Annotated in this window: 21 protein-coding genes, 3 tRNA genes and 1 riboswitch; of the genes, 4 read left to right on the top strand and 20 right to left on the bottom strand. The window is 63.5% G+C overall.

Annotated elements, in window-relative coordinates; genetic code table 11:
- Positions 1-226 precede the first annotated feature (226 nt).
- Positions 227-1,120: an SPFH domain-containing protein gene (locus AZSP09_RS03025; RefSeq protein ID WP_152089132.1), complete on the top strand. Its 894-nt coding sequence runs from the start codon at positions 227-229 to the stop codon at positions 1,118-1,120.
- Between the two features lie 60 nt (positions 1,121-1,180).
- Here the strand turns inward: AZSP09_RS03025 and AZSP09_RS03020 are convergent.
- The 3 genes from AZSP09_RS03020 to AZSP09_RS03010 form a co-directional block, all read right to left on the bottom strand.
- Positions 1,181-1,256 (bottom strand) — tRNA-His (locus AZSP09_RS03020).
- 14 nt (positions 1,257-1,270) lie between these two features.
- Positions 1,271-1,347: transfer RNA gene (locus AZSP09_RS03015), tRNA-Arg, on the bottom strand.
- 36 nt (positions 1,348-1,383) lie between these two features.
- Positions 1,384-1,460 (bottom strand) — tRNA-Pro (locus tag AZSP09_RS03010).
- A gap of 143 nt (positions 1,461-1,603) precedes the next feature.
- Between AZSP09_RS03010 and dksA the strand changes: the two genes are divergently transcribed.
- The gene (dksA, locus tag AZSP09_RS03005) at positions 1,604-2,029 is read left to right on the top strand and encodes an RNA polymerase-binding protein DksA (protein ID WP_014237745.1); all 426 of its coding nucleotides are present in this window, start codon (positions 1,604-1,606) and stop codon (positions 2,027-2,029) included.
- A gap of 114 nt (positions 2,030-2,143) precedes the next feature.
- Here the strand turns inward: dksA and pnp are convergent, their stop codons facing one another.
- From pnp to AZSP09_RS02920, 17 genes are all read right to left on the bottom strand, one after another.
- Positions 2,144-4,267 (bottom strand): polyribonucleotide nucleotidyltransferase, encoded by a 2,124-nt coding sequence (pnp, locus tag AZSP09_RS03000; protein ID WP_152089131.1) that lies wholly within the window; start codon positions 4,265-4,267, stop codon positions 2,144-2,146.
- Positions 4,268-4,453: 186 nt separating this feature from the next.
- On the bottom strand, positions 4,454-4,723 hold the full coding sequence (gene rpsO, locus AZSP09_RS02995; RefSeq protein WP_014237747.1) for a 30S ribosomal protein S15: 270 nt from the start codon (positions 4,721-4,723) through the stop codon (positions 4,454-4,456).
- Positions 4,724-4,887: 164 nt separating this feature from the next.
- Positions 4,888-5,790, bottom strand: a complete 903-nt coding sequence (gene truB, locus AZSP09_RS02990) for a tRNA pseudouridine(55) synthase TruB (RefSeq protein ID WP_152089130.1) — start codon at positions 5,788-5,790, stop codon at positions 4,888-4,890.
- 7 nt (positions 5,791-5,797) lie between these two features.
- Positions 5,798-6,211: a 30S ribosome-binding factor RbfA gene (rbfA, locus tag AZSP09_RS02985; protein ID WP_130458568.1), complete on the bottom strand. Its 414-nt coding sequence runs from the start codon at positions 6,209-6,211 to the stop codon at positions 5,798-5,800.
- A gap of 6 nt (positions 6,212-6,217) precedes the next feature.
- Positions 6,218-9,010: a translation initiation factor IF-2 gene (gene infB, locus AZSP09_RS02980; RefSeq protein ID WP_152089129.1), complete on the bottom strand. Its 2,793-nt coding sequence runs from the start codon at positions 9,008-9,010 to the stop codon at positions 6,218-6,220.
- A 22-nt stretch (positions 9,011-9,032) separates the two neighbouring features.
- Positions 9,033-10,505, bottom strand: coding sequence for a transcription termination factor NusA (gene nusA / locus AZSP09_RS02975; protein WP_014237751.1), 1,473 nt, complete (start codon positions 10,503-10,505; stop codon positions 9,033-9,035).
- A 36-nt stretch (positions 10,506-10,541) separates the two neighbouring features.
- The gene (rimP, locus tag AZSP09_RS02970; protein WP_014237752.1) at positions 10,542-11,003 is read right to left on the bottom strand and encodes a ribosome maturation factor RimP; all 462 of its coding nucleotides are present in this window, start codon (positions 11,001-11,003) and stop codon (positions 10,542-10,544) included.
- A gap of 191 nt (positions 11,004-11,194) precedes the next feature.
- Positions 11,195-12,061 (bottom strand): 23S rRNA pseudouridine(2605) synthase RluB, encoded by an 867-nt coding sequence (gene rluB / locus AZSP09_RS02965; RefSeq protein ID WP_442858680.1) that lies wholly within the window; start codon positions 12,059-12,061, stop codon positions 11,195-11,197.
- Between the two features lie 268 nt (positions 12,062-12,329).
- Positions 12,330-12,887 carry an SMC-Scp complex subunit ScpB gene (gene scpB, locus AZSP09_RS02960; RefSeq protein ID WP_014237754.1) on the bottom strand — a complete coding sequence of 186 codons (558 nt, stop codon included), beginning with the start codon at positions 12,885-12,887 and terminating at the stop codon, positions 12,330-12,332.
- Positions 12,868-13,791, bottom strand: coding sequence for a segregation and condensation protein A (locus AZSP09_RS02955; RefSeq protein WP_014237755.1), 924 nt, complete (start codon positions 13,789-13,791; stop codon positions 12,868-12,870). Before AZSP09_RS02955 ends, scpB begins: the two co-directional genes overlap by 20 nt.
- 1 nt (position 13,792) lies before the next feature.
- Positions 13,793-14,995: a tryptophan--tRNA ligase gene (locus AZSP09_RS02950; RefSeq protein WP_152089127.1), complete on the bottom strand. Its 1,203-nt coding sequence runs from the start codon at positions 14,993-14,995 to the stop codon at positions 13,793-13,795.
- A 13-nt stretch (positions 14,996-15,008) separates the two neighbouring features.
- Entirely contained in the window at positions 15,009-15,662 is a 654-nt protein-coding gene (locus AZSP09_RS02945) for a site-2 protease family protein (protein ID WP_152089126.1), read from the bottom strand.
- 68 nt (positions 15,663-15,730) lie between these two features.
- Positions 15,731-16,354, bottom strand: a complete 624-nt coding sequence (locus AZSP09_RS02940; protein ID WP_014237758.1) for an L-threonylcarbamoyladenylate synthase — start codon at positions 16,352-16,354, stop codon at positions 15,731-15,733.
- An 11-nt stretch (positions 16,355-16,365) separates the two neighbouring features.
- Entirely contained in the window at positions 16,366-17,205 is an 840-nt protein-coding gene (locus tag AZSP09_RS02935) for a 3',5'-nucleoside bisphosphate phosphatase (protein ID WP_152089125.1), read from the bottom strand.
- A gap of 79 nt (positions 17,206-17,284) precedes the next feature.
- Positions 17,285-18,151 carry an alpha/beta fold hydrolase gene (locus tag AZSP09_RS02930; RefSeq protein WP_152089124.1) on the bottom strand — a complete coding sequence of 289 codons (867 nt, stop codon included), beginning with the start codon at positions 18,149-18,151 and terminating at the stop codon, positions 17,285-17,287.
- Positions 18,152-18,207: 56 nt separating this feature from the next.
- Entirely contained in the window at positions 18,208-18,681 is a 474-nt protein-coding gene (bfr, locus tag AZSP09_RS02925; protein ID WP_014237761.1) for a bacterioferritin, read from the bottom strand.
- A 137-nt stretch (positions 18,682-18,818) separates the two neighbouring features.
- Positions 18,819-19,025: a (2Fe-2S)-binding protein gene (locus AZSP09_RS02920; protein ID WP_014237762.1), complete on the bottom strand. Its 207-nt coding sequence runs from the start codon at positions 19,023-19,025 to the stop codon at positions 18,819-18,821.
- Between the two features lie 250 nt (positions 19,026-19,275).
- Positions 19,276-19,385: riboswitch (glycine riboswitch) on the top strand.
- Positions 19,386-19,600: 215 nt separating this feature from the next.
- Here AZSP09_RS02920 and gcvT point away from each other — a divergent pair.
- Positions 19,601-20,692 carry a glycine cleavage system aminomethyltransferase GcvT gene (gene gcvT / locus AZSP09_RS02915; RefSeq protein WP_152089123.1) on the top strand — a complete coding sequence of 364 codons (1,092 nt, stop codon included), beginning with the start codon at positions 19,601-19,603 and terminating at the stop codon, positions 20,690-20,692.
- Between the two features lie 51 nt (positions 20,693-20,743).
- The gene (gene gcvH / locus AZSP09_RS02910; protein ID WP_130458573.1) at positions 20,744-21,130 is read left to right on the top strand and encodes a glycine cleavage system protein GcvH; all 387 of its coding nucleotides are present in this window, start codon (positions 20,744-20,746) and stop codon (positions 21,128-21,130) included.
- Positions 21,131-21,133 lie beyond the last annotated feature (3 nt).

Below are 21,133 nucleotides of genomic sequence, written 5' to 3'. Positions count from 1 at the left end.
AAAAGCCCAGGCAAACACCTGGGCTTTTTTTATGGGCATCCCACAGATTTCAGCTCAATCCCCACTGACCGCGGGTATCGCGCAGAATGCGGGCCAGCACCTGTTCCAGTTCCATCATGTTCATCATCCTTGCTCAAGCGGTTTGCTCCCTGTGACGGCTGAATCCTACCCGCCGACGATGACAACCGGATTACACTAGCACCACCTCAATCCGGAGATTTTCTTCATGGAACTGATGTCACTCTTGCTGATCCTGGCCGTGGCCATCGCTGTTCTCGGCATCCGCATCATCAATCAGCAGACCGCCGCCGTCGTTGAAACCCTGGGCCGCTATTCCCGGGTCCTGGAGCCCGGCCTCAACTGGATCTTCTTCCCCTTCCAGCGCGTCACCGGCATGCTCTCCCTGCGTATCGACGAAGTGCAGAGCACGGTGGAGGTGAAGACCTCGGACAACATGTTCGTCTCCCTCCCCGTCAGCCTGATGATCCGTGTCACACCGGAGCGTGCCAGCCACGCCTGGTACAAGCTGCAAAACCCGTCGGCCCAGATCTCCACCTGGGTCCTCAACACCATCCGCGCCATCGCCGCTTCCATGACCCTGGAGGACCTGTTCAAGGACCGGGACCATCTGGTGACCCAGGTGGAAAAGGCCCTCTCGGCCAAGCTGGAGGAATTCGGATACGTCCTGGAAGCGGTGCTGGTGGACCAGCCCACAGTCTCCGGCGATGTCCAAGCCTCCTTCAACCGGGTGGTGGCCGCCAAGCGGGAACGGGAGGCTGCGGAACAGGAAGCGGAAGCCATGCGCATCAAGACCGTGCGCCAGGCCGAAGCGGAGGCCGACGCCCAGCGGGCCCGGGCCAAAGGCCTGGCCGACTCGCGCAAGCTGCTGGCCGAAGGTCTGCGGGAATCCCTCGCCGACTTCGAGAAATTCCACGTCAATTCAGCCGAAGCCCTGACCGTCTTGCTGGAAACCAACCGCATCGATGCCATGCGCGACATCGGCAAGCACGGCAATCTGGTACTACTGGATGTGGCCAGGGACCCCGGCAATGCCCCCCTGCTGGGGCTAGCAGCAAAGCTGGGCAAAACTGCGGGCAACAGCGCGGTGGAGGAAGATTAAAGTTGAATTTTTGAAGCAGAAAAAGAAAAACCCGGCACCAGGCCGGGTTTTTCTTTATTTTGGGGCGATATACCGGGATCGAACCGGTGACACCTGGAATCACAATCCAGTGCTCTACCAACTGAGCTAATACCGCCACTGAAACCTGTTTGGCGCGCCCGGCGAGGCTCGAACTCACAACCTACGGCTTAGAAGGCCGTTGCTCTATCCTGTTGAGCTACGGGCGCTAATTCTCGCTCGCCTTGGGTGCAACCTGTATCTGCTGGTCGGGGCGGTGGGATTCGAACTCACGACCCTCTGCTCCCAAAGCAGATGCGCTACCAGGCTGCGCTACGCCCCGAAGAGACGCGAATTCTACACATGCCCCCCGGGGTGGTCAAGCGCCAAAAGTAGTTTTTTTTCGTGCAATCAATGATTGTTGCAGGTAAGATGCTTTTCTGATATTTAATCGCCTTTTTGCACAAACACGGATGGTCTTCGAACATGGCTGAAGATTTGCTCCACAAACATTTCACGCCCTACGTCCCCAAGAAGGGCGAGGAATACATGAACAGCAAGCAACTGGCTCACTTCCGCGCCATTCTTGGCACGCTGAAGCAGGAGTTGATGGCTGACATCGAGCGCACGGTGCATACCATGCAGGATGAAGCCACTGTCTTTGCCGACCCCAACGACCGGGCCAGCCAGGAAACGGATATCGCCCTGGAACTGCGCAACCGGGACCGGGAGCGCAAGCTGATCAAGAAGATCGACGAGACCCTGGGTCGCATCGATTCCGGCGACTACGGCTTCTGCGACAAGTGCGGCGTGGAAATCGGCATCAAGCGCCTGGAAGCCCGCCCCACGGCAACCCTGTGCATCGACTGCAAGACCCTGGAGGAACTGCGGGAAAAGCAGGTCGCCAAGTAAGCGGAGCACTCCGCCGCAAAAAAGCGCAGCCAAGGCTGCGCTTTTTTATTGTCGGCGGGTCAAACTATGAAAAAGGGCGCCGAAGCGCCCTTTTTCTTTGCAACGGTGAAAAACTTACTGTTGCGGTTCTGCAGCCACGGCGGGAGCAGCCTCTTCGGCAGCCACAGCCTTCATGGACAGGCGGATGCGACCCTTCTCGTCGGTTTCCAGAACCTTGACGCGGACGACCTGACCTTCCTTGAGGTAGTCGGCCACGGCATTGACGCGCTCGTTGGCGATCTGGGAGATGTGCAGCAGACCATCCTTGCCCGGCAGGACACTGACGATGGCACCGAAGTCCAGAATCTTCAGCACAGGACCTTCGTAGACCTTGCCCACTTCCACTTCAGCGGTGATGGCCTCGATGCGCTTGCGGGCCATCTCGGCGGCTTCACCGTCGGTGGAGGCAATGGTGATGGTGCCGTCGTCCTGGATGTCGATGGAAGTACCGGTTTCCTCGGTCAGGGCACGGATCACCGCGCCACCCTTGCCGATCACGTCACGGATTTTTTCCGGATTGATCTTCATGGTGTACAGACGGGGAGCGTAAGCGGACATTTCCGTACGCGGAGCATCCTGGGCATCCTGCATGATGTTCAGGATGTGCAGGCGACCGGCCTTGGCCTGATCCAGCGCCACCGCCATGATTTCCTTGGTGATGCCCTGGATCTTGATGTCCATCTGCAGGGCGGTGATACCGGAATCGGTACCGGCCACCTTGAAGTCCATGTCGCCCAGGTGGTCTTCGTCACCCAGGATGTCGGTCAGCACGGCGAAGCGGTTGCCTTCCTTGATCAGGCCCATGGCGATACCGGCCACGTGGGACTTGAGGGGCACGCCAGCATCCATCAGCGCCAGGGAGCCGCCACAGACGGAAGCCATGGAGGAGGAGCCATTGGATTCGGTGATCTCGGACACCACGCGCATGGAGTAGGAGAACTCGTCGGCGGGCGGCAGCACGGCTAGCAGGGCACGCTTGGCCAGACGACCGTGACCGATCTCGCGACGCTTGGGGGAACCGACGCGGCCGGTTTCGCCAGTGGCGTAGGGAGGCATGTTGTAGTGCAGCATGAAGCGGTCTTTGTACTCGCCGGCCAGGGCATCGATGATCTGCTCGTCGCGGCTGGTACCGAGGGTGGCCACCACCAGGCCCTGGGTCTCACCACGGGTGAACAGGGCGGAACCGTGGGTACGGGGCAGCACGCCGGTACGCACGGTGATGGGACGCACGGTGCGGGTGTCGCGACCGTCGATGCGGGGCTCGCCGGCCAGGATGCGGCCGCGGACGATGGCGGCTTCCATGGCGAAGAACAGGTCGGCCACGGTGTTTTCGTCGGGAGCATCTTCACCCTGGCACAGGGCGGCAACGGCTTCGCTGCGGATTTCCTTGACGCGCTGGCTGCGGGTCTGCTTGCTGGTGATGCTGTAAGCCTCTTCCAGCTTAGCCTTGACCAGAGCTTCCAGCTTGCCCAGCAGGACCTGGTCCTGGGCCGGAGCTTGCCATTCCCATTCGGGCTTGCCGGCTTCTTCCACCAGTTCATTGATGGCGTTGATGACGGCCTGCATCTGCTCGTGGCCGTAGACCACGGCGCCCAGCATGACTTCTTCGGAGAGTTCCTTGGCTTCGGATTCCACCATCAGCACGGCGGACTGGGTGCCGGCAACCACCAGGTCCAGCTTGCTGTCCTTGAGCTGGGTGGCGGAGGGATTCAGCACGTACTGGCCGTCGATGTAGCCGACGCGGGCTGCACCGATGGGGCCGGAGAAGGGAATGCCGGAAATGGCCAGGGCAGCGGAGGCACCGATCAGGGCGGGAATGTCGGAATCCACTTCGGGATTCAGGGACATGACGGTCGCCACCACCTGGACTTCGTTGTAGAAGCCTTCAGGGAACAGGGGGCGGATGGGACGGTCGATCAGGCGGGAGGTCAGGGTTTCCTTTTCGGAAGGACGGCCTTCGCGCTTGAAGAAGCCACCGGGGATCTTGCCGGCAGCGTAGGTCTTCTCGACATAGTCGACGGTCAGGGGGAAGAAATCCTGACCCGGCTTGGCTTGCTTGGCGCCGACCACGGTCACCAGGACCACGGTGTCGTCAACGGTGACCAGTACGGCGCCGGAGGCCTGGCGAGCAATCTCGCCGGTTTCCAGAGTGACCTGATGGGCACCGTAGGTGAAGGTTTTCTTTGCAATATTGAACATATCTTCCTTTCTCTCTTTCTCTTGTCTTCGCTTAAATTCTTGCAACCGCCGATTCTACCTGCTTACCCGGGGAAAACCATGCTCCCGGAAAGCAAAAGAGCGGCGCGGCCAAAGGCCGCCCGCTCTTTCAAACGCTACTTGATGCGTCCCGACCGCATGGGCGGACGGTATCAGGCGTGGGCAAGATTACTTGCGCAGGCCCAGACGCTCGATAACGCTGCGGTACTTGTCCACATCGGTGCGCTTCAGGTAGTCCAGCAGCTTGCGGCGGCGGGACACCATGCGCAGCAGACCGCGACGGGAGTGGTGATCCTTCATGTGTTCCTTGAAGTGACCGGTCAGGTCGTTGATGCGTGCGGTCAGCAGCGCGATCTGCACTTCGGAGGAACCGGTATCGCCCTGAGCGCGTTGGAAATCGCCAACGATCTGGGCCTTTTGAGTGGTGTTGATAGCCATATGTCAAACTCTCTTGAGTGTTACGACGCTGCCCCAGTTTGATAGAGCCAGGCGCCCGACGGTTAAAAAAACTTCGCTCCACGGGGAGCGAAGCGGCGGATTATACGCAGGGAGCAGAGGAGTAGCAAGATAATTCCGGCCATTCCCCGCTATTTTGCACGCCCCTAGCCGTTGTCCTTCTGGCGCAGCAGGCGGTAGGGCCACAGCTTGCCTTCCCTGACCTCTCCCACCCCCTGCAGGACGCCCTCGCCATAGACCCGGGCCTTGCCGGACTGGAGTTCGGTTGCCACCGGATTGCCGTGGGCAAAGCGCTGCAGGGATTCGGCCTCCAGCAATACCTCGGGCAGGCTGCGCAGCAAGGCATCCACCGGCAGCAGATAGCGCCCCCGGTCCGCCTCCTCCGTATTTTCCAGCTCTGCCAGGGACACCGCACGATCCAGTTCCAGCGGACCGACCCGGGTACGCCGCAGGCCCGTCAGATGGGCACCGCAGCCGAGGGCCTCGCCAATGTCCTCGGCCAGGGTGCGGATGTAGGTACCCTTGCTGCAATCCACATGCAGACGGAAGTTGATGCCGTCGAAATCGCTGGCGGCCAGGCTGAGAATGGTTACTTCCCGGGCTTCCCGCTCCACCTCCAGCCCCTGGCGGGCCAGCTCGTAGAGCGGCTTGCCATCGCGCTTGAGGGCCGAATACATGGGCGGCACCTGGGCAATCACCCCGGTGAAGCGGGGCAGCACGGCAGCCAGCTGCTCGGCGGAAACCTGTACCGGCCTGGTCTGCAGGACTTCACCCTCCGCATCGCCGGTGGCCGTGGTCTGACCAAGGCGGACGTCGGCAACATAGGCCTTGTCGGCATCCAGCAGGTCGGCGGAAAACTTGGTGGCTTCGCCGAAGCAGATGGGCAGCAGGCCGGTGGCCAGGGGATCGAGAGTACCGGTATGGCCGGCCTTGGCGGCCGAAAAGAAACGACGCGCCTTTTGCAGCGCGTCGTTGGAGGAGAGGTGAAGGGGCTTGTCCAGCAACAGCACCCCATCCACCTGTTTCCAGGTGCGTCTGGGTTTGGACATGACCTGATCAGCTTTCGGCAGCGGTATCCGGCGGGGCTTCCCCATCCTCGTCGGGCGAAGTCTGGCGGCTGGTGGCCGCCGCTTCGTCGATCAGACGGGAAAGGCTGGTGCCGTGCTCGATGGAATTGTCGTACACGAAATGCAGCTGGGGCGTGGTGTGGATGCGCACCCGGCGCCCCAGCTCCCGCCGCAGGAAACCGGAAGCCTTGTCCAGGCCCTTCTTGATTTCCGCCAGCTGCTCCGCGGCCGCCAGGGTGGTGAAGAAAACCTTGGCATGGGCGTAATCAGGAGTCACCTCGACGTCGGTCAGGCTGACCATACCGACGCGAGGGTCCTTCAGCTCGGTGCGAATGAGCTCCGCCAGTTCGCGGCGGATCTGCTCATTCACCCGGTCCTTGCGTGAAAAACTCTTGTTAGCCATCGTGCCTTACAGGCTCCGGGCGATTTCCTGGATTTCGTACACTTCCAGTTGATCGCCTTCCTCGATTTCATTGAAGTTCTTCAGGGACAGACCGCACTCGAAGCCGCCCTTCACTTCCTTCACGTCATCCTTGTAACGCTTCAGGGAGTCCAGCTCGCCATCCCACTGCACCACGTTGTTGCGCAGCAGACGGACGCGGGAATTGCGCTTGACCACGCCTTCCAGCACCAGACAACCGGCGATGGAACCGACCTTGGAAATGCGGAAGACCTGACGAATCTCCACCAGACCGGTGATCTGTTCCCGCTTTTCCGGGGACAGCATGCCGGACAGGGCTGCCTTCACCTCATCCACGGCGTCGTAGATGATGTTGTAGTAGCGGATATCCACGCCGAAAGTATCGGCCGCCTTGCGGGCGCCGGCATCGGCACGGGTATTGAAGCCGATGATGACGGCCTTGGAGGCGGATGCCAGGTTCACGTCGGTTTCGGTAATGGCACCGACCGCCGCGTGGATCACGTTCACCCGCACTTCGTCGGTGGACAGCTTGTTCAGGGACTGCACCAAGGCTTCCTGGGAACCTTGCACGTCGGACTTGACGATCAGCGGCAGGAACTTGGCGGCGCCCTCGCCCATGTTGTCGAACATGGACTCGAGCTTGGCGGCCTGCTGCTTGGCCAGCTTCACTTCGCGGAACTTGCCCTGACGGAACAGGGCGATTTCACGGGCCTTGCGCTCATCGGCCAGCACCATGGCTTCCTCGCCGGCAGCCGGCACGTCGGACAGGCCCTGGATTTCCACCGGGATGGAAGGACCGGCCTGGTCGATGGGCTTGCCGTTCTCGTCGAGCATGGCGCGCACCTTGCCGAACACCTGACCGACCAGGACGATGTCGCCCCGCTTCAGGGTGCCGGACTGCACCAGGATGGTGGCCACGGGGCCCTTGCCCTTGTCCAGACGGGCTTCGATGATGATGCCCTTGGCCGGAGCATCCTTGGGCGCGGTCAGTTCCAGCACTTCGGCCTGCAGCAGCACATGCTCCAGCAGGTCGTCGATACCGGTACCCTTCTTGGCAGACACCGGCACGAAGGGGGAATCGCCGCCGTACTCTTCCGGCACCACGCCTTCGGCAATCAGTTCCTGCTTGACGCGGTCCGGATTGGCTTCGGGCTTGTCGATCTTGTTCACCGCCACCACCAGGGGCACATTGGCCGCCTTGGCGTGGTGGATGGCTTCCTTGGTCTGGGGCATGACGCCGTCGTCGGCCGCCACCACCAGGATCACCAGGTCGGTGGCCTTGGCACCGCGGGCCCGCATGGCCGTGAAGGCCTCGTGACCCGGGGTGTCGAGGAAGGTCACCATGCCGCGGGGAGTTTCCACGTGGTAGGCGCCGATGTGCTGGGTAATGCCGCCGGCTTCGCCGGAAGCCACGCGGGTGCGGCGGATATAGTCGAGCAGGGAGGTCTTGCCGTGGTCCACGTGACCCATCACGGTCACCACCGGGGCGCGGGGCTCCTGCTTCACATCCACATGCTCGACGGCGTCGTCGAGGAAGGCATCCGGATCATCCAGCTTGGCCGCCAGTGCCTTGTGGCCCATTTCTTCCACCACGATCATGGCGGTTTCCTGGTCCAGCACCTGGTTGATGGTGACCATGGAACCCATCTTCATCAGGGTCTTGATCACCTCGGTGGCCTTGACTGCCATCTTGTGGGCCAGATCGGCCACGGAAATGGTTTCGGGCACGTGTACTTCACGCACGATGGGTTCGGTCGGTGCCTGGAAGGCATGGGCTTCGTCGTTGCCGCCGCCATGGCGCTTGCCATGCTTGCCGCCGCCACTGCGCCAGCCGCTGTTGGCATCGCCGCCACGGGTCTTGAGACCGGGACGCTTCTTGTTGCCGTCGTTCCAGCCGCCTTCTTTCTTTGCACCGGGTTTGGCGTCGCCGGGCTTGCCAGCGGGCTTGTGCAGGGTGCGGTCGGCGGGCTTGTCGTCTGCCGGCTGGGCCACCTGGTGGGCGGTCGCCGCCTTCTTGGCAGCTTCAGCAGCCTTCAGGGCCACGGCCTTTTCCTCGGCTTCACGCCGCAGGCGCACCAGTTCGGCGGCGCGGGCCTGCTTTTCCTGGTATTCCCGCTGCTGGTGTTCCAGCAGGGCCTGGTGGCGACGGGCCTCTTCTTCCCGGGCTTTCATCTCGGCTTCGCCGATGACGGAAACCATGCTGCGCTTGACCACCTTGGTGCGGGTCGGCGCGGCAGCCGGAGCAGGCTCGGCGGCAGCCACGGGCTCCTCAGCCGGAGCAGCAACGGGCTCGGGAGCGGCTTCCACCACGGGTTCGGGCACAGGCTTGGGTGCGGGTTCGGGAGCAACTTCCACCACGGGCTCGGGCACAGGCTCAGGCGCAGCCTCGACCACGGGTGCAGCCACGGGCTCGACAACCGGCTCAGCCTGAACGGCAGCTTGCTGGGCTTCTTCGACTGCTGCCTCGACCACGCCTTCGCCGGCTTCACGCTTGACCAGGACGCGCTTCTTGCGCACTTCGACCTGGACGGTACGAGTCTTGCCGGTGGAATCCTGGGCCTTGATCTCGCTGGTCTGCTTGCGGGTCAGGGTAATCTTGTTCTTGCCCTGGGCTTCGCCGTGGCTGCTGCGCAGGTAGTCGAGCAGACGGGTCTTGTCCTGCTCGGAGAGCTGATCTTCAGCGGCTTGCTTGCTGACGCCGGCTTTCTGTAGCTGTTCCAGAAGAACAGCGGCCGGCATTTTCAGCTCGGCGGCAAATTGGGATACGGTGGTTTGCGCCATATTTACTTCTCTCCCTTCCCTCTCACTCGAACCAGTGCGAGCGGGCGTTGGTAATCAGTTGCTTGGCGCGGTCTGCGTCAATGCCGGTAATTTCGGTGAGTTCATCCACAGCCAGGTCGGCCAGGTCGTCCAGGGTTTTCACACCGCCGGAAGCCAGCTTGGCAGCCAGGGACTTGTCCATACCGTCCAGGGCCAAAAGGGAATCTTCCACACCTTCGAGTTGCTCTTCGGTGACGATGGCTTCGGTCAGAAGCACATTACGGGCGCGGTTACGCAACTCGTTCACCGTATCTTCGTCGAAGGCCTCGATTTCCAGCATTTCCGCCAGGGGCACATAGGCAACTTCTTCCAGGGTGGAGAAGCCTTCGTCGATCAGGATGTTGGCGACTTCCTCGTCCACATCCAGTTTTTCCATAAACAGCACACGGGTGGCAGCGGTTTCTGCTTCCACCTTCTTTTCCGACTCTTCCTGGGTCATCAGGTTGATGTTCCAGCCGGTCAGCTCGGAGGCCAGGCGCACGTTCTGGCCGCCGCGGCCGATGGCGATGGCCAGGTTGGCCTCGTCCACCACCACGTCCATGCTGTGCTTTTCCTCGTCAACCACGATGGAGCTGACTTCGGCCGGAGCCAGGGCGCCGATGACGAACTGGGCCGGGTCCTGGGACCAGTGCACGATGTCCACGCGCTCGCCGGCCAGTTCGTTGGTGACGGCGGTGACGCGGGTGCCGCGCATGCCGACGCAGGTACCGATCGGATCCACGCGGGGATCGTTGGACTTCACGGCGATCTTGGCGCGCATGCCGGGATCCCGGGCAGCAGCCTTGATTTCCATGAGACCGTCTTCGATCTCGGGCACTTCCAGATCGAACAGCTTGATGATGAATTCCGGCGCGGTGCGGGAGAGGATGATCTGGGGACCGCGGGCATTGCGATCGATACGCAGCAGGAAGGCCTTGACCCGGTCGCCGACGCGCAGGTTTTCCTTGGGGATCATCTGGTCCCGGGGCAGCAGGGCCTCGATCTTGCCTGCTTCGATAATGGCGTTGCCGCGCTCCATGCGCTTGATGGTGCCGGAAACAATGTGTTCCTTGCGTTCCAGGAAGTCGGCCAGGATCTGCTCCCGCTCGGCGTCGCGGATGCGCTGCAGGATAACCTGCTTGGCGGCCTGGGCACCGATACGGCCGAAGTCGATGGGCTCCAGGGATTCCTCGATCACGTCGCCGACTTCCACGCCTTCGTCCTGCTTCTGGGCTTCGGACAGGGGCATTTCCAGGAACTCGTTGACGTAGGTTTCGTCAGCCACCACCTGCCAGCGGCGGAAGGACTCGTACTCGCCGGTATTGCGGTCGATCACGACGCGCACGTCGGCTTCGTCGTTAATACGCTTCTTGGTAGCGGATGCCAGGGCCGACTCCAGAGCGCCGAACACCACATCCTTGGCAACGTTTTTTTCGCGCGCCAGTGCATCCACCAGCAACAAAATCTCGCGGCTCATTGCTTTTCTCTCCTCGTATCTGCCTTCAACCCGCCATCAATCAAACTTCGGCTCCAGCCGGGCCTTGTCGATATTGCCCGGCTCGAGGGCCACTTCGCCCTCTTCCTTGCCGCTGTTCTTGTCAATCAGGCGCACGCAGACCTTGCCGTCGCGCACGCCCATGAGAATGCCGTTGTAGTTGCGCCGGTTGTTCAGCGCCACGCGCAAGCGGATATGCACTTCCTGACCGGCAAAGCGATCGAAATCGGCCAGCTTCTTCAAAGGCCGGTCGAGACCAGGGGAGGAAACCTCCAGCCGGTCGTAATCGATGTTTTCCACCATCAGCACGCGGGAAAGCTGGTTGCTCACGGCAACGCAATCCTCCACGCCGATACCGCCCTCCTTTTCAGGCTGGTCGATAAAGACGCGGATAACCCGGGCCCGGGGCGTCAGTTCCAGGTCCACCAGCTCGTAACCCAGGCCGGTGACCGTATTTTCAACTAATGAGTGCAGATCCATGCGCTACAAATAAAAAATGGGCGAAACGCCCATCCAAAAAGTTACCCGCCCAAAGCTGGGCAGGACGATGAAAACTTTTGAATTATATCGGAAAACAACAGCCCGGACAACGGCTTTCCTGCCGGAAAGCCGCTACCCGGGCTCCAAACGACCCTGGGGGTAGCCGCGGATCGGGCCGCTGCGGCCCGAAATCACTTCCGGGTACGCTTGTCCCGCTTCTGGATCACTTCCGGTGCCGGCAGGCCAAATTCCCGCATCAGCTTGGCCACATCCATGTCCGTCAGTTCCATGGTGCTGCCCCGCTTGAGGCGGGCCGGCAGGACGAAGGGGCCGTAACGCACGCGGATCAGGCGGCTCACCGTGGCCCCTACGGCTTCGAACATACGCCGCACTTCCCGGTTGCGGCCTTCGGACAAGGTCACCCGGTACCAGTGGTTGGCCCCCTCGCCGCCCGCGTCCAGCAGAGTAGTGAAGCGGGCCGGACCGTCTTCCAGTTCGATGCCGGCGGCCAGCTGCTTGAGGGTGGCGTCGTCCAGGTCGCCCAGCACCCGGACCGCGTACTCCCGCTCCAGGTTGTAGCGGGGGTGCATCAGCCGGTTGGCCAGGTCGCCGGAGTTGGTGAACAGCAGCAGGCCGCTGGTGTTGTAGTCCAGCCGCCCCACCGCCACCCAGCGGCTGCCGCGCATGCGTGGCAGGAAGTCGAAGACGCTGTCACGGCCTTCCGGGTCGTCGCGGGAGACGATCTGGCCTTCGGGCTTGTGGTAGAGCACCACCCGGGGCAGGCGCAGGGAGCCGAAACGCAGATGCACCAGGCGGCCGCTGACCTTGACCTTGTCTTCCGGCCCCACCAGCTGGCCCACTTCGGCCGGCTTGCCATTGACCGTGACGCGGCCGGCGGCAATCCACTCCTCCATGTCGCGCCGGGAACCGACGCCGCTCTGGGCCAGGATCTTGTGCAGGCGCTCGGGCTTGGCCTCCACCGGTGCATTGCGGCCGCTACGGCCGACGGCGCGGGGCGCAGGGGCATTGCGGCCGGCACCGCGACGGGGACGGGGCACTTCCAGCTCCTCCGCTTCCTCCACGGCGGCGACAGGCTCGGGGCGGGGACGGGTGGGCGCACGGAACGGTGTCCGCTTCGCCGCATCCCGCGCGGGTTTCGGGCCAGGCCGGCCAGAAGCCGTGCCAGTGCTGCCTGAGCGACGACCATGGGGAGCGGGGTCGGAACCCTCCACCCACTCGGCGCCGTCGTCCCGGCGCGGACGGCCGCCGGCAGGGCTGCGGCGGGGTGCCTGGCCCGTCTTGGGTGCGGCAGGCTTACGGGAAGGCTTAGGAGGCATCGCTTAATTCCAGTGTTTGATTGAGTTGTTCCAGGGGCGGCAGCTCGGTCAGGCTGCGCAGCCCCAGATCGTCGAGAAATTTCTTGGTGGTGGCAAACAGGGCGGGACGGCCCGGGGTGTCCCGGTAGCCCACCACATCGACCCAGCCCCGCTCTTCCAGGGCCTTGATGACCTGGGTGGCGACGGTGACGCCGCGGATGTCCTCGATGTCGCCCCGGGTCACGGGCTGGCGGTAGGCAATGATGGAGAGGGTCTCCAGGACTGCCCGGGAATACTTAGGCGGCTTTTCCGGATTGAGGGCTTCCAGATAGGGCATGTACTCGGTGCGGGTGCGGAAGCGCCAGCCGGTGGCCAGCTGGACCAGCTCCACGGTGCGCTCGCTCCACTCCTCCCGCAGCTCGTCGAGCAGCTTGCGCACCACTTCCGGCGCCAGCTCGCCATCGAACATCTGGCGCAGTTCGGACACCGAGAGGGGCTGCTGGGCGGCCAGCAGGGCCGCTTCCAGGATGCGCTTGATCTCGGCGGGGTTAGACGGTAACTGGGGCATCGCCCTCTCCTTCTTCCGCAGGGATTTCGACTATCTGCCCCGCCTCTTCCTCGGTCAGGGGCGTTTCCGCGTCGTCGGCAATGGCCAAGCGCACGTAGATGGGCATGAAGGCCTCGGCCTGGGTGATGCGGATCAGCCGCTCCCGGGCCAGCTCCAGCATGGCCAGGAAATGCACCACCACGGAAGGGGCGCCCAGCTCCACGTCGAACATGTGGATGAACTCGACGAAGCCGTCCGCTTCCTTCAGCTGGCGCAGGATCAGGCCCATGTGCTCGCGCACCGACAGCTCTTCCCGCTGCACCTTGTGGGAGGTATGCAGCTGGGCCTGGCGCAGGATGGACTGCCAGGCCTGCTGCAGGTCCGCCACCGACACGTCGGGGAAACGCTGCATCTGGGATTTTTCCACCCAGGTCTCGACCCAGACGAAGTCCCGCTCGGCCTGGGGATGCTCGTTCAGGCGCACCGCCGCCAGCTTCATCTGCTCGTATTCGATGAGGCGGCGCACCAGTTCGGCCCGGGGATCCTCCACCTCGTCCTCTTCCGCCTGCTTGGCCCGGGGCAGCAGCATGCGGGACTTGATCTCGATGAGCATGGCGGCCATCACCAGATAGTCAGCCGCCAGCTCCATGTTCTGGGAGCGCATGGCTTCCACGTACTCCAGGTACTGGAGCGTCAGGGGCGCCATGGGAATGTCGAGCACATTCACGTTGGCCTTGCGGATCAGGTAGAGCAGCAAGTCCAGGGGGCCTTCGAAGGCATCCAGCATCACCGCCATGGCGTCGGGCGGGATGTACAGGTCCAGGGGCAGCTGCTCCAGGGGCTGGCCGTAGATGCGGGCCAGGGCCTCCTGGGCCGGCGCCGCCTGGGGGGCCGGAATGTCGTCGAGGACCGGAGTATCGCTCATGTCAGGCGTAGTTCAGGCCCATGGCGGCGCGCACATCGGTCATGGTTTCCTGGGCCAGGCGGCGGGCCTTGGCGCAACCGTCGTTGACGATCTCCCGCACCAGGGCCGGATTGTCCAGATAGACCTGGGCCCGCTCCCGCATGGGCGCCTGTTCCTTGAGGATACCGTCGATCACCGGCTGCTTGCATTCGATGCAGCCGATGCCGGCGGAAGTGCAGCCCTGGCGCACCCACTCCTTGGTGGCCCCGTCGGAATAGACCTGGTGCAGCTGCCACACCGGGCACTTGTCCGGATTGCCGGCGTCGGTGCGGCGCACCCGGGCCGGATCGGTGGGCATGCGCTTGACCTTCTGGGTGACGGAGGCTTCATCCTCCCGCAGGGTGATGGTGTTGCCGTAGGACTTGGACATCTTCTGCCCGTCCAGGCCGGGCATGCGCGAAGCCTCGGTGAGCAGAGCGTCCGGCTCCACCAGGATCATCTTGCCGGTGCCTTCCAGATGACCCAGCAGGCGCTCCCGATCCACCAAGGACAGGCTCTGGGCCTCGTTCACCAGGCGCTTGCCCTCCTCCACCGCGGCAGCATCGCCGTCCTGCTGGAAGCGGGTGCGCAGCTCGTTGAAACGCTTGCCCACCTTGCCACCCAGCTTCTTCACCGCTTCCAGGGCCTTCTCCTCGAAGCCGGGCTCCCGGCCGTAGAGATGGTTGAAGCGGCGGGCGATTTCCCGGGAAAACTCCAGGTGGGGAATCTGGTCCTCGCCCACGGGCACCCGGTTGGCGCGATACACCAGGATGTCGGCGGACATCAGCAGGGGATAGCCAAGGAAACCGTAGGTGGTGAGGTCCTTGTGGGAGAGCTTTTCGATCTGGTCCTTGTAGGTCGGCACCCGCTCCAGCCAGCCCAGGGGCGTCATCATGGACATCAGCAGGTGCAGTTCGGCGTGCTCGGGCACCCGGGACTGGATGAAGATGGTGGCCTGATTGGGGTCCACGCCGGCGGCCAGCCAGTCGATCACCATGTCCCAGGCGGCCTTTTCGATGATGTCCGGCTGGTCGTAGCTGGTGGTCAGGGCATGCCAGTCGGCCACGAAGAACAGGCAGGGGTAGTCGTTCTGGAGCTTGACCCAGTTCTTCAGGACCCCGTGGTAGTGGCCAAGGTGCAGGCTGCCCGTGGGGCGCATGCCGGAAAGGACTCGTTCCGCGTACATGGTGATGTTTGTCTCAGGCTTGGAAATTGAAAATCAGGGCCAACAGGTAACGCATGATACCCATCAGCGGATAAAGGATGCTGGCCAGCACGCCGGAAAAGAGCAGCAGGATCAGGATCGGGAAGCCCCAGGGCTCCACCCGGGAAAAGGCGACGGCCTGGCGGTAGGGCAAAAGGCTGACGGCGATGCGGCCGCCATCCAGAGGCGGAATGGGCAGCAGGTTGAGCAGCATCAGGCCGATATTCACGTCCATGCCCAGGTCGGCCATGCGCTCCAGGGGCAGGGTATAGGCATTCACCGGCAGCAGCTGAGCCAGCTTGAGCATGCAACCCCAGCCGATGGCCATGGCCAGGTTGGCCAGGGGGCCGGCGGCGGCCACCCACAGCATGTCCTGCTTGGGACGGAGCAGGCGGCCGAAATCCACGGGCACCGGCTTGGCATAGCCGAACAGCAGGCTGCCGCCGGAAAAGAGCAGGATCAGCACCGGAATCAGGATGGTGCCTACCGGATCGATGTGGCGCAGGGGATTGAGGCTGATGCGCCCCGCCGCGTAGGCCGTCAGGTCGCCGAAGTGGCGCGCCACATAGCCATGGGCGGCCTCGTGCAGGGTGATGGCGAAGATCACCGGCAGGGCTGCAATGGCAAGGGTCTGGATCAGTTGGTCCATGGCGCGTCAGCGTAATAAAGGGGGGATTCTACCAAAGGGACCGACCCGGCTCCGGTCGGCCGTGCCGGTCAGAGACCGAAGGGGGCCAGCGCTCCGCGGCCGGCCCGCACCAGTTCCGGTGCCCCGCTGGTGAGGTCGATGACGGTGGTGGGCTCGGTGCCGCAATGGCCGCCATCCAGGATCAGCTCCAGCTGGTCGTCGAGACGGTCCTGGATCTCCCAGCCTTCGGTGAGAGGCGCTTCATCCCCGGGCAGCTGCAGGGTGGCGGTAAGCAGGGGCTCGCCGAACTCCTCCAGCAGGGCCAGGGCGCCCAGATGGTCGGGCACCCGCAGACCGATGGTCTTGCGCTTGGGGTGCATCACCCGTCGCGGCAGTTCCTTGGTGCCTTCCAGGATGAACACGTAACTGCCCGGCGTGACCGTTTTGAGCAGGCGGTACTGGGCATTGTCCACCCGGGCAAAGTGGGCGATCTGGGACAGGTCGCGGCACATCAGGGTCATGTGGTGCCGGTCATCGACGCCGCGGATGGCCCGCAGCCGATCCAGGGCCTCCTTGTCGCCCAAATGGCAGGCCAGGGAATAGCAGGAGTCAGTGGGAAAGGCGATCAGCCCCCCCTCCCGCAGGACCTGGGCGGCCTTGGCCAGCATGCGGGGCTGGGGATTGTCGGGATGGAGGGAAAGATATTCGGCCATGGCGTGAATGATCAGACGAAACGGGAGCAGATGGGCGTGAGGCCGTCCGGCAGGGGCGAGAGGCGCCCCACGTCGGTATAGCTCTCCTCCGGCCCGTGGAAGTCGGAACCGCGGGAGGCGAGAAAGCCGTAATGGCGGGCCAGGCGGGCGAAATGATGGATCTGGTCGGGGCTGTGGCTGCCGGTCACCACCTCGATGCCCTCCCCGCCCGCATCCTTGAACTGGCCCAGAAAACGGCGCAAGGCCGCATTGGAAATCTTGTAGCGCCCCGGATGGGCCACCACGGCCGTACCACCTGCAGTGCGAATCCAGCTGACAGCGTCCTCCAGGGAAGCCCAGCGATGCTCCACGTAGCCGGGCTTGCCCGGGGTGAGGTAGTTGTCGAAGACGTTGTGCACGTCCTTGCATAGGCCGATCTGCACCAGATAGCGGGCGAAATGGGCGCGGGAAATCAGGTTGGGGTTTTCCGCATAGGCCATGGCGCCCTCGAAGGCGCCGCGGATGGCAATGGCGTCCAGGGCCTCGGCCATGCGTCTGGCCCGTTCCACCCGGCCGCTGCGGATGCCGGCCAGCCCTTCGTTCAGAACCGGATTGGCGGCATCGAAGCCCAGGCCCACCACGTGGATGGAGAGGCCTTCCCATTCGATGGAAACTTCCACGCCATTGACCAGGCCCATGCCCATTTCCTCCGCCGCAGCCCGGGCGGCGGGCAGGCCGGCCAGATCGTCATGGTCGGTCAGGGCCAGCAATTGCACCCCGTTGCCAGCGGCGCGGCGCGCCACTTCGGCCGCCGGCAGCAGGCCGTCGGAAGCGGTGGAGTGGCAGTGGAAATCCCAGTTCAGATCAGACATCGGCAGGTCGCGACCAAGGCGCCCCAAGACAGCAGGAAAGCGCGGAATCATAGCACAGGGGCCGCGCCGCCCCTTGGCCTCAGGCCGTGATGAAGGACTCCAGCAGCGCTGCCACCGCCTCGGGCGCATCGTGATGCAGCATGTGGCCGGCATCGGCCACCACGGCTTCCCGGGCCGAGGCAAAACAGCCCAGGCGTTCCCGATAGTCGCCCTCGTCTATATGAAAGCGTTTGAGGAAAGAGGTTTCCGCTCCCCGCACCCACAGGGTGGGCGCCTGGACCCGGCGCCAGCAGGCCCTGGCTTCCTCAAGCCGGTAGAGCAGCGGACTGGCGGCCTTGTGCCAGGGATCGCCGGCCCACTTCACACTCCCGTCATCGTCGATACGCCCCAGATGGGTGGCCAGGAACTCGGCCCGAGCCGGTGTCAGGCGCGGGTTGTCCCGGCGCAGGCGGGATGCCAGGGCGGTCCGGTCGGAGTAGGCATGGAGTGAGGGCGGCGCAGCCAGTTGATCCAACCAGGCCGACAAGCGTTCCGGCGCCTGGGCCGGGACCATGTCATTGATGCCGAAGCCTTCCAGGGAGACCAGGTGACTGATCCGCTGGGGCCGCAATCCGGCGTACAGGCAGGCCACGTTGCCGCCCATGCTGTGCCCCACCAGCGGCACGGCCTGCCGGGGGAACAGGCTGTCCAGCAGGGCATCCAGATCACCCAGGTAATCGGCGAACCAGTAGGGCCCCCGATTTTCCTGGCTGTCGCCGAAGCCCCTCCAGTCCGGTGCCAGCACGGACCACTCCCGACTCAGGGCATCCACCACGAACTGGAAGGAGGCGGCAACGTCCATCCAGCCGTGCAGCAACACCAGGGGCGGCGCCTCGGCAGGCCCCCAGCGGCGCAGGGCCTGGCGACGGCCGCGCAGGGAGAAATATTCGACTCGGCTCGGTTTCATGGCAGGCAAATGAAAAGGGCCGGCACAGGCCGGCCCCGGGTGTGGTGGCGCAGGACTCAGTCGTCGTGCATCTGGGACTGCAGGTAATTGGGCAGGGTCACCTTGGCGATCAGCTCCAGCTGGGTTTCCAGCCAGTCCACATGCTCTTCCTCGCTTTCCAGGATGTCTTCCAGCAGATCCCGGGTGACATAGTCGGCCACGCCTTCACAGTAGGCAATGGCTTCGCGCAGCAGGGGAATGGCGGCCAGTTCCAGCTTCAGGTCGCACTCCAGCATTTCCTTGGTGTTCTCGCCGATGAACAGCTTGTTCAGCTGCTGCAGATTGGGCAGGCCTTCGAGGAAGAGAATGCGCTCGATCACCTTGTCGGCATGCTTCATCTCGTCGATGGACTCGTGGTACTCGTGTTCGTTGAGCTTCTTCAGGCCCCAGTTCTTGTACATGCGGGCATGCAGGAAGTACTGGTTGATGGCGGTCAGCTCGTTGGCCAGAATCTTGTTGAGGTACTGAATGACTTTTTTATCGCCCTTCATGGCTGGCTCCTGATTCGTTGGGGAATGGATGCCGGTAGATTAGCACAAGGCACAAAAAAGAAGCCCCCGCGCCGATGTGACGCGAGGGCAAGGGGAAAAAGCGGAACGGACTGCCCGACCGAACCGCAACCCGAGGTTCAACAATGCTTGGCGTTAGCGCATTTGCCGCAGCCCCGGCACTGGCCCAGTTCGTCGCGCAACTGCTGGCGCACTTCCCGGGCGCATTTGCCGCAGCAGGTGCCCACCCCCAGCTCGTCGCGCAGGTCGGCAAGCGTGGAGGCGCCCATGGCTACGGACGCAGAGATCTGGCGATCAGTAACGGCGTGGCAGACACAGACATACATGGCGGGTGCTCCTGAACAAATGGATGGCTAACAAACTAATGAGAATTATTATCACGAACCCATCCAAATGCAAGTGCTTCTCAACAAATATTTATCAACCTACGTGGCAAGCCAACTCCCGCCCCTCCCGGAGGCCCTTGCCAGACACCCGGGCGACGGCCTGAAATCGAGCATTGGCGCGGTCTGGCAAAACGCCGCTGGCAGCGCCGCCCAGGCTTGTTGTCATGCCCCCTGCCTTTGGGTATAGTCCGCCGCGCAAACGGGAGAGCGCGGCCCGGCTTCCACGGGCTGCCGCCGAAGGCGCAATCCACCATTCGCTAGCCCCGAAATCGCTCAGGCAAAAAGGACCGTTTGCGGCAGAACATCTCTGGAGAGCGGCCCCCGGTCCGGGCGGCCCACCGAAGGGGGCAACGGCCGCTGTTTCTCCATCCTTGGGTGGAACGAACGGGGGCCGCAACACTCTCAGGTTGCAGGACAGAGGGGGCGAGCCGGAAACCAGAACTGTCTGGCATTTTCCGGCTCGCCCCTTTTTCGTTTTCAGAATCGGCTTTCACAGCCCCGCCCAAGGAACTGAAATGACGAAGCAAACCGTCCTCAACAAGGCTCACCGTGCCCTCAATGCCCGCATGGTGGATTTCGGCGGCTGGGACATGCCGGTGAACTACGGCTCCCAGATCGAGGAGCACCATGCCGTGCGCAACGACTGCGGCATGTTCGACGTCTCCCACATGTGCGCCGTGGATGTCACCGGCGCCGATGCCAAGACCTTCCTCCTGCGCCTCATCGCCAACAACGTGGACAAGCTGAAAGTCCCGGGCAAGGCCCTCTACAGCGCCATGCTCAACGAGACTGGCGGCGTGGTGGACGATCTCATCGTCTATTACCTCACCGACACCCACTACCGGGTGGTCATCAACGCCGGCACCGCCGACAAGGACCTGGCCTGGATGGATCAGCTCCTGGGTCAGTGGCAGCTGGACGTCTCCGTCATTCCCCTGCGCGAAGGTCCCAAGGCCGTGGCCATGATCGCCGTGCAAGGTCCCCAGGCCAAGGCCAAGGTATGGCAGGTGCTGCCCGAGGTGAAGGCCGCCACGGAAAACCTGGCCCCCTTCTTCGGTACTCAGATCGGCCAGTTCTTCATTGCCACCACCGGCTACACCGGCGAGGACGGCTTCGAGATCGCCCTCCCCGCTGCCAAGGCCGAGGACTTCTGGAATGCCCTGATCGCCGCCGGCGTGCGCCCCTGCGGCCTGGGCGCCCGGGACACCCTGCGCCTGGAGGCCGGCATGAACCTCTACGGCCAGGATATGGATGAAACCGTCTCCCCCCTGGACGCCGGCCTGGCCTGGACCGTGGACCTCAAGTCCGAGCGGGACTTCGTCGGCAAGGCCGCCCTCCTCGCCAACGGCCAGAAGGCCCAGTTCCTCGGCCTCAAGCTGCTGGACAAGGGCGTGCTGCGGGCCCACCAGAAGGTAGTCACCGCCCAGGGCGAGGGTGAAATCACCAGCGGCACCTTCTCCCCCACCCTGGAACAATCCATCGCCCTGGCCCGCCTGCCCCTGGGCGTCTCCCTCGGCGACACCGTGCAGGTGGACATCCGCGGCAAGCTGCTCAACGCCCAGGTAGTCAAACCCGTTTTCGCCCGTCACGGCAAGGCCGTGGCCTGATTCATCCCGATTTCAGCAATCAGAATTCACATTCAACTTAAGGAGAGTTCCATGTCCAACGTTCCCGCCGATCTGAAGTACACCAAGAGCCACGAATGGGTCCGCCTCGAAGGCGACGGCAGCGTCACCGTGGGCATCACCGACCACGCCCAGGAGGCCCTGGGTGACCTGGTCTTCATCGAGCTGCCGGAAGTGGGCAAGACCCTGGCCGCCGGCCAGGAAGCCGCCGTGGTGGAATCCGTGAAGGCCGCCGCCGACGTGTACGCGCCCATCGCCGGCAGCGTCACCGCCGTCAACGAGGCCGTGGTGGATGCCCCCGAGACCCTCAACCAGGACGCCTACGCTGCCTGGCTGTTCAAGCTGCAGCCGGCCAACGCCGGCGACCTGGGCGCCCTGCTCGACGCCGCCGCCTACGGCGCCGTGGCCGACAGCGAATAAGCC

The organism is Azospira sp. I09 (assembly GCF_009177135.1).
Taxonomy (GTDB): Bacteria; Pseudomonadota; Gammaproteobacteria; order Burkholderiales; family Rhodocyclaceae; genus Azospira; species Azospira oryzae.
The sequence above is the reverse complement of the archived record's forward strand: the minus strand, read 5'-3'. Positions and strand labels throughout refer to the sequence as shown.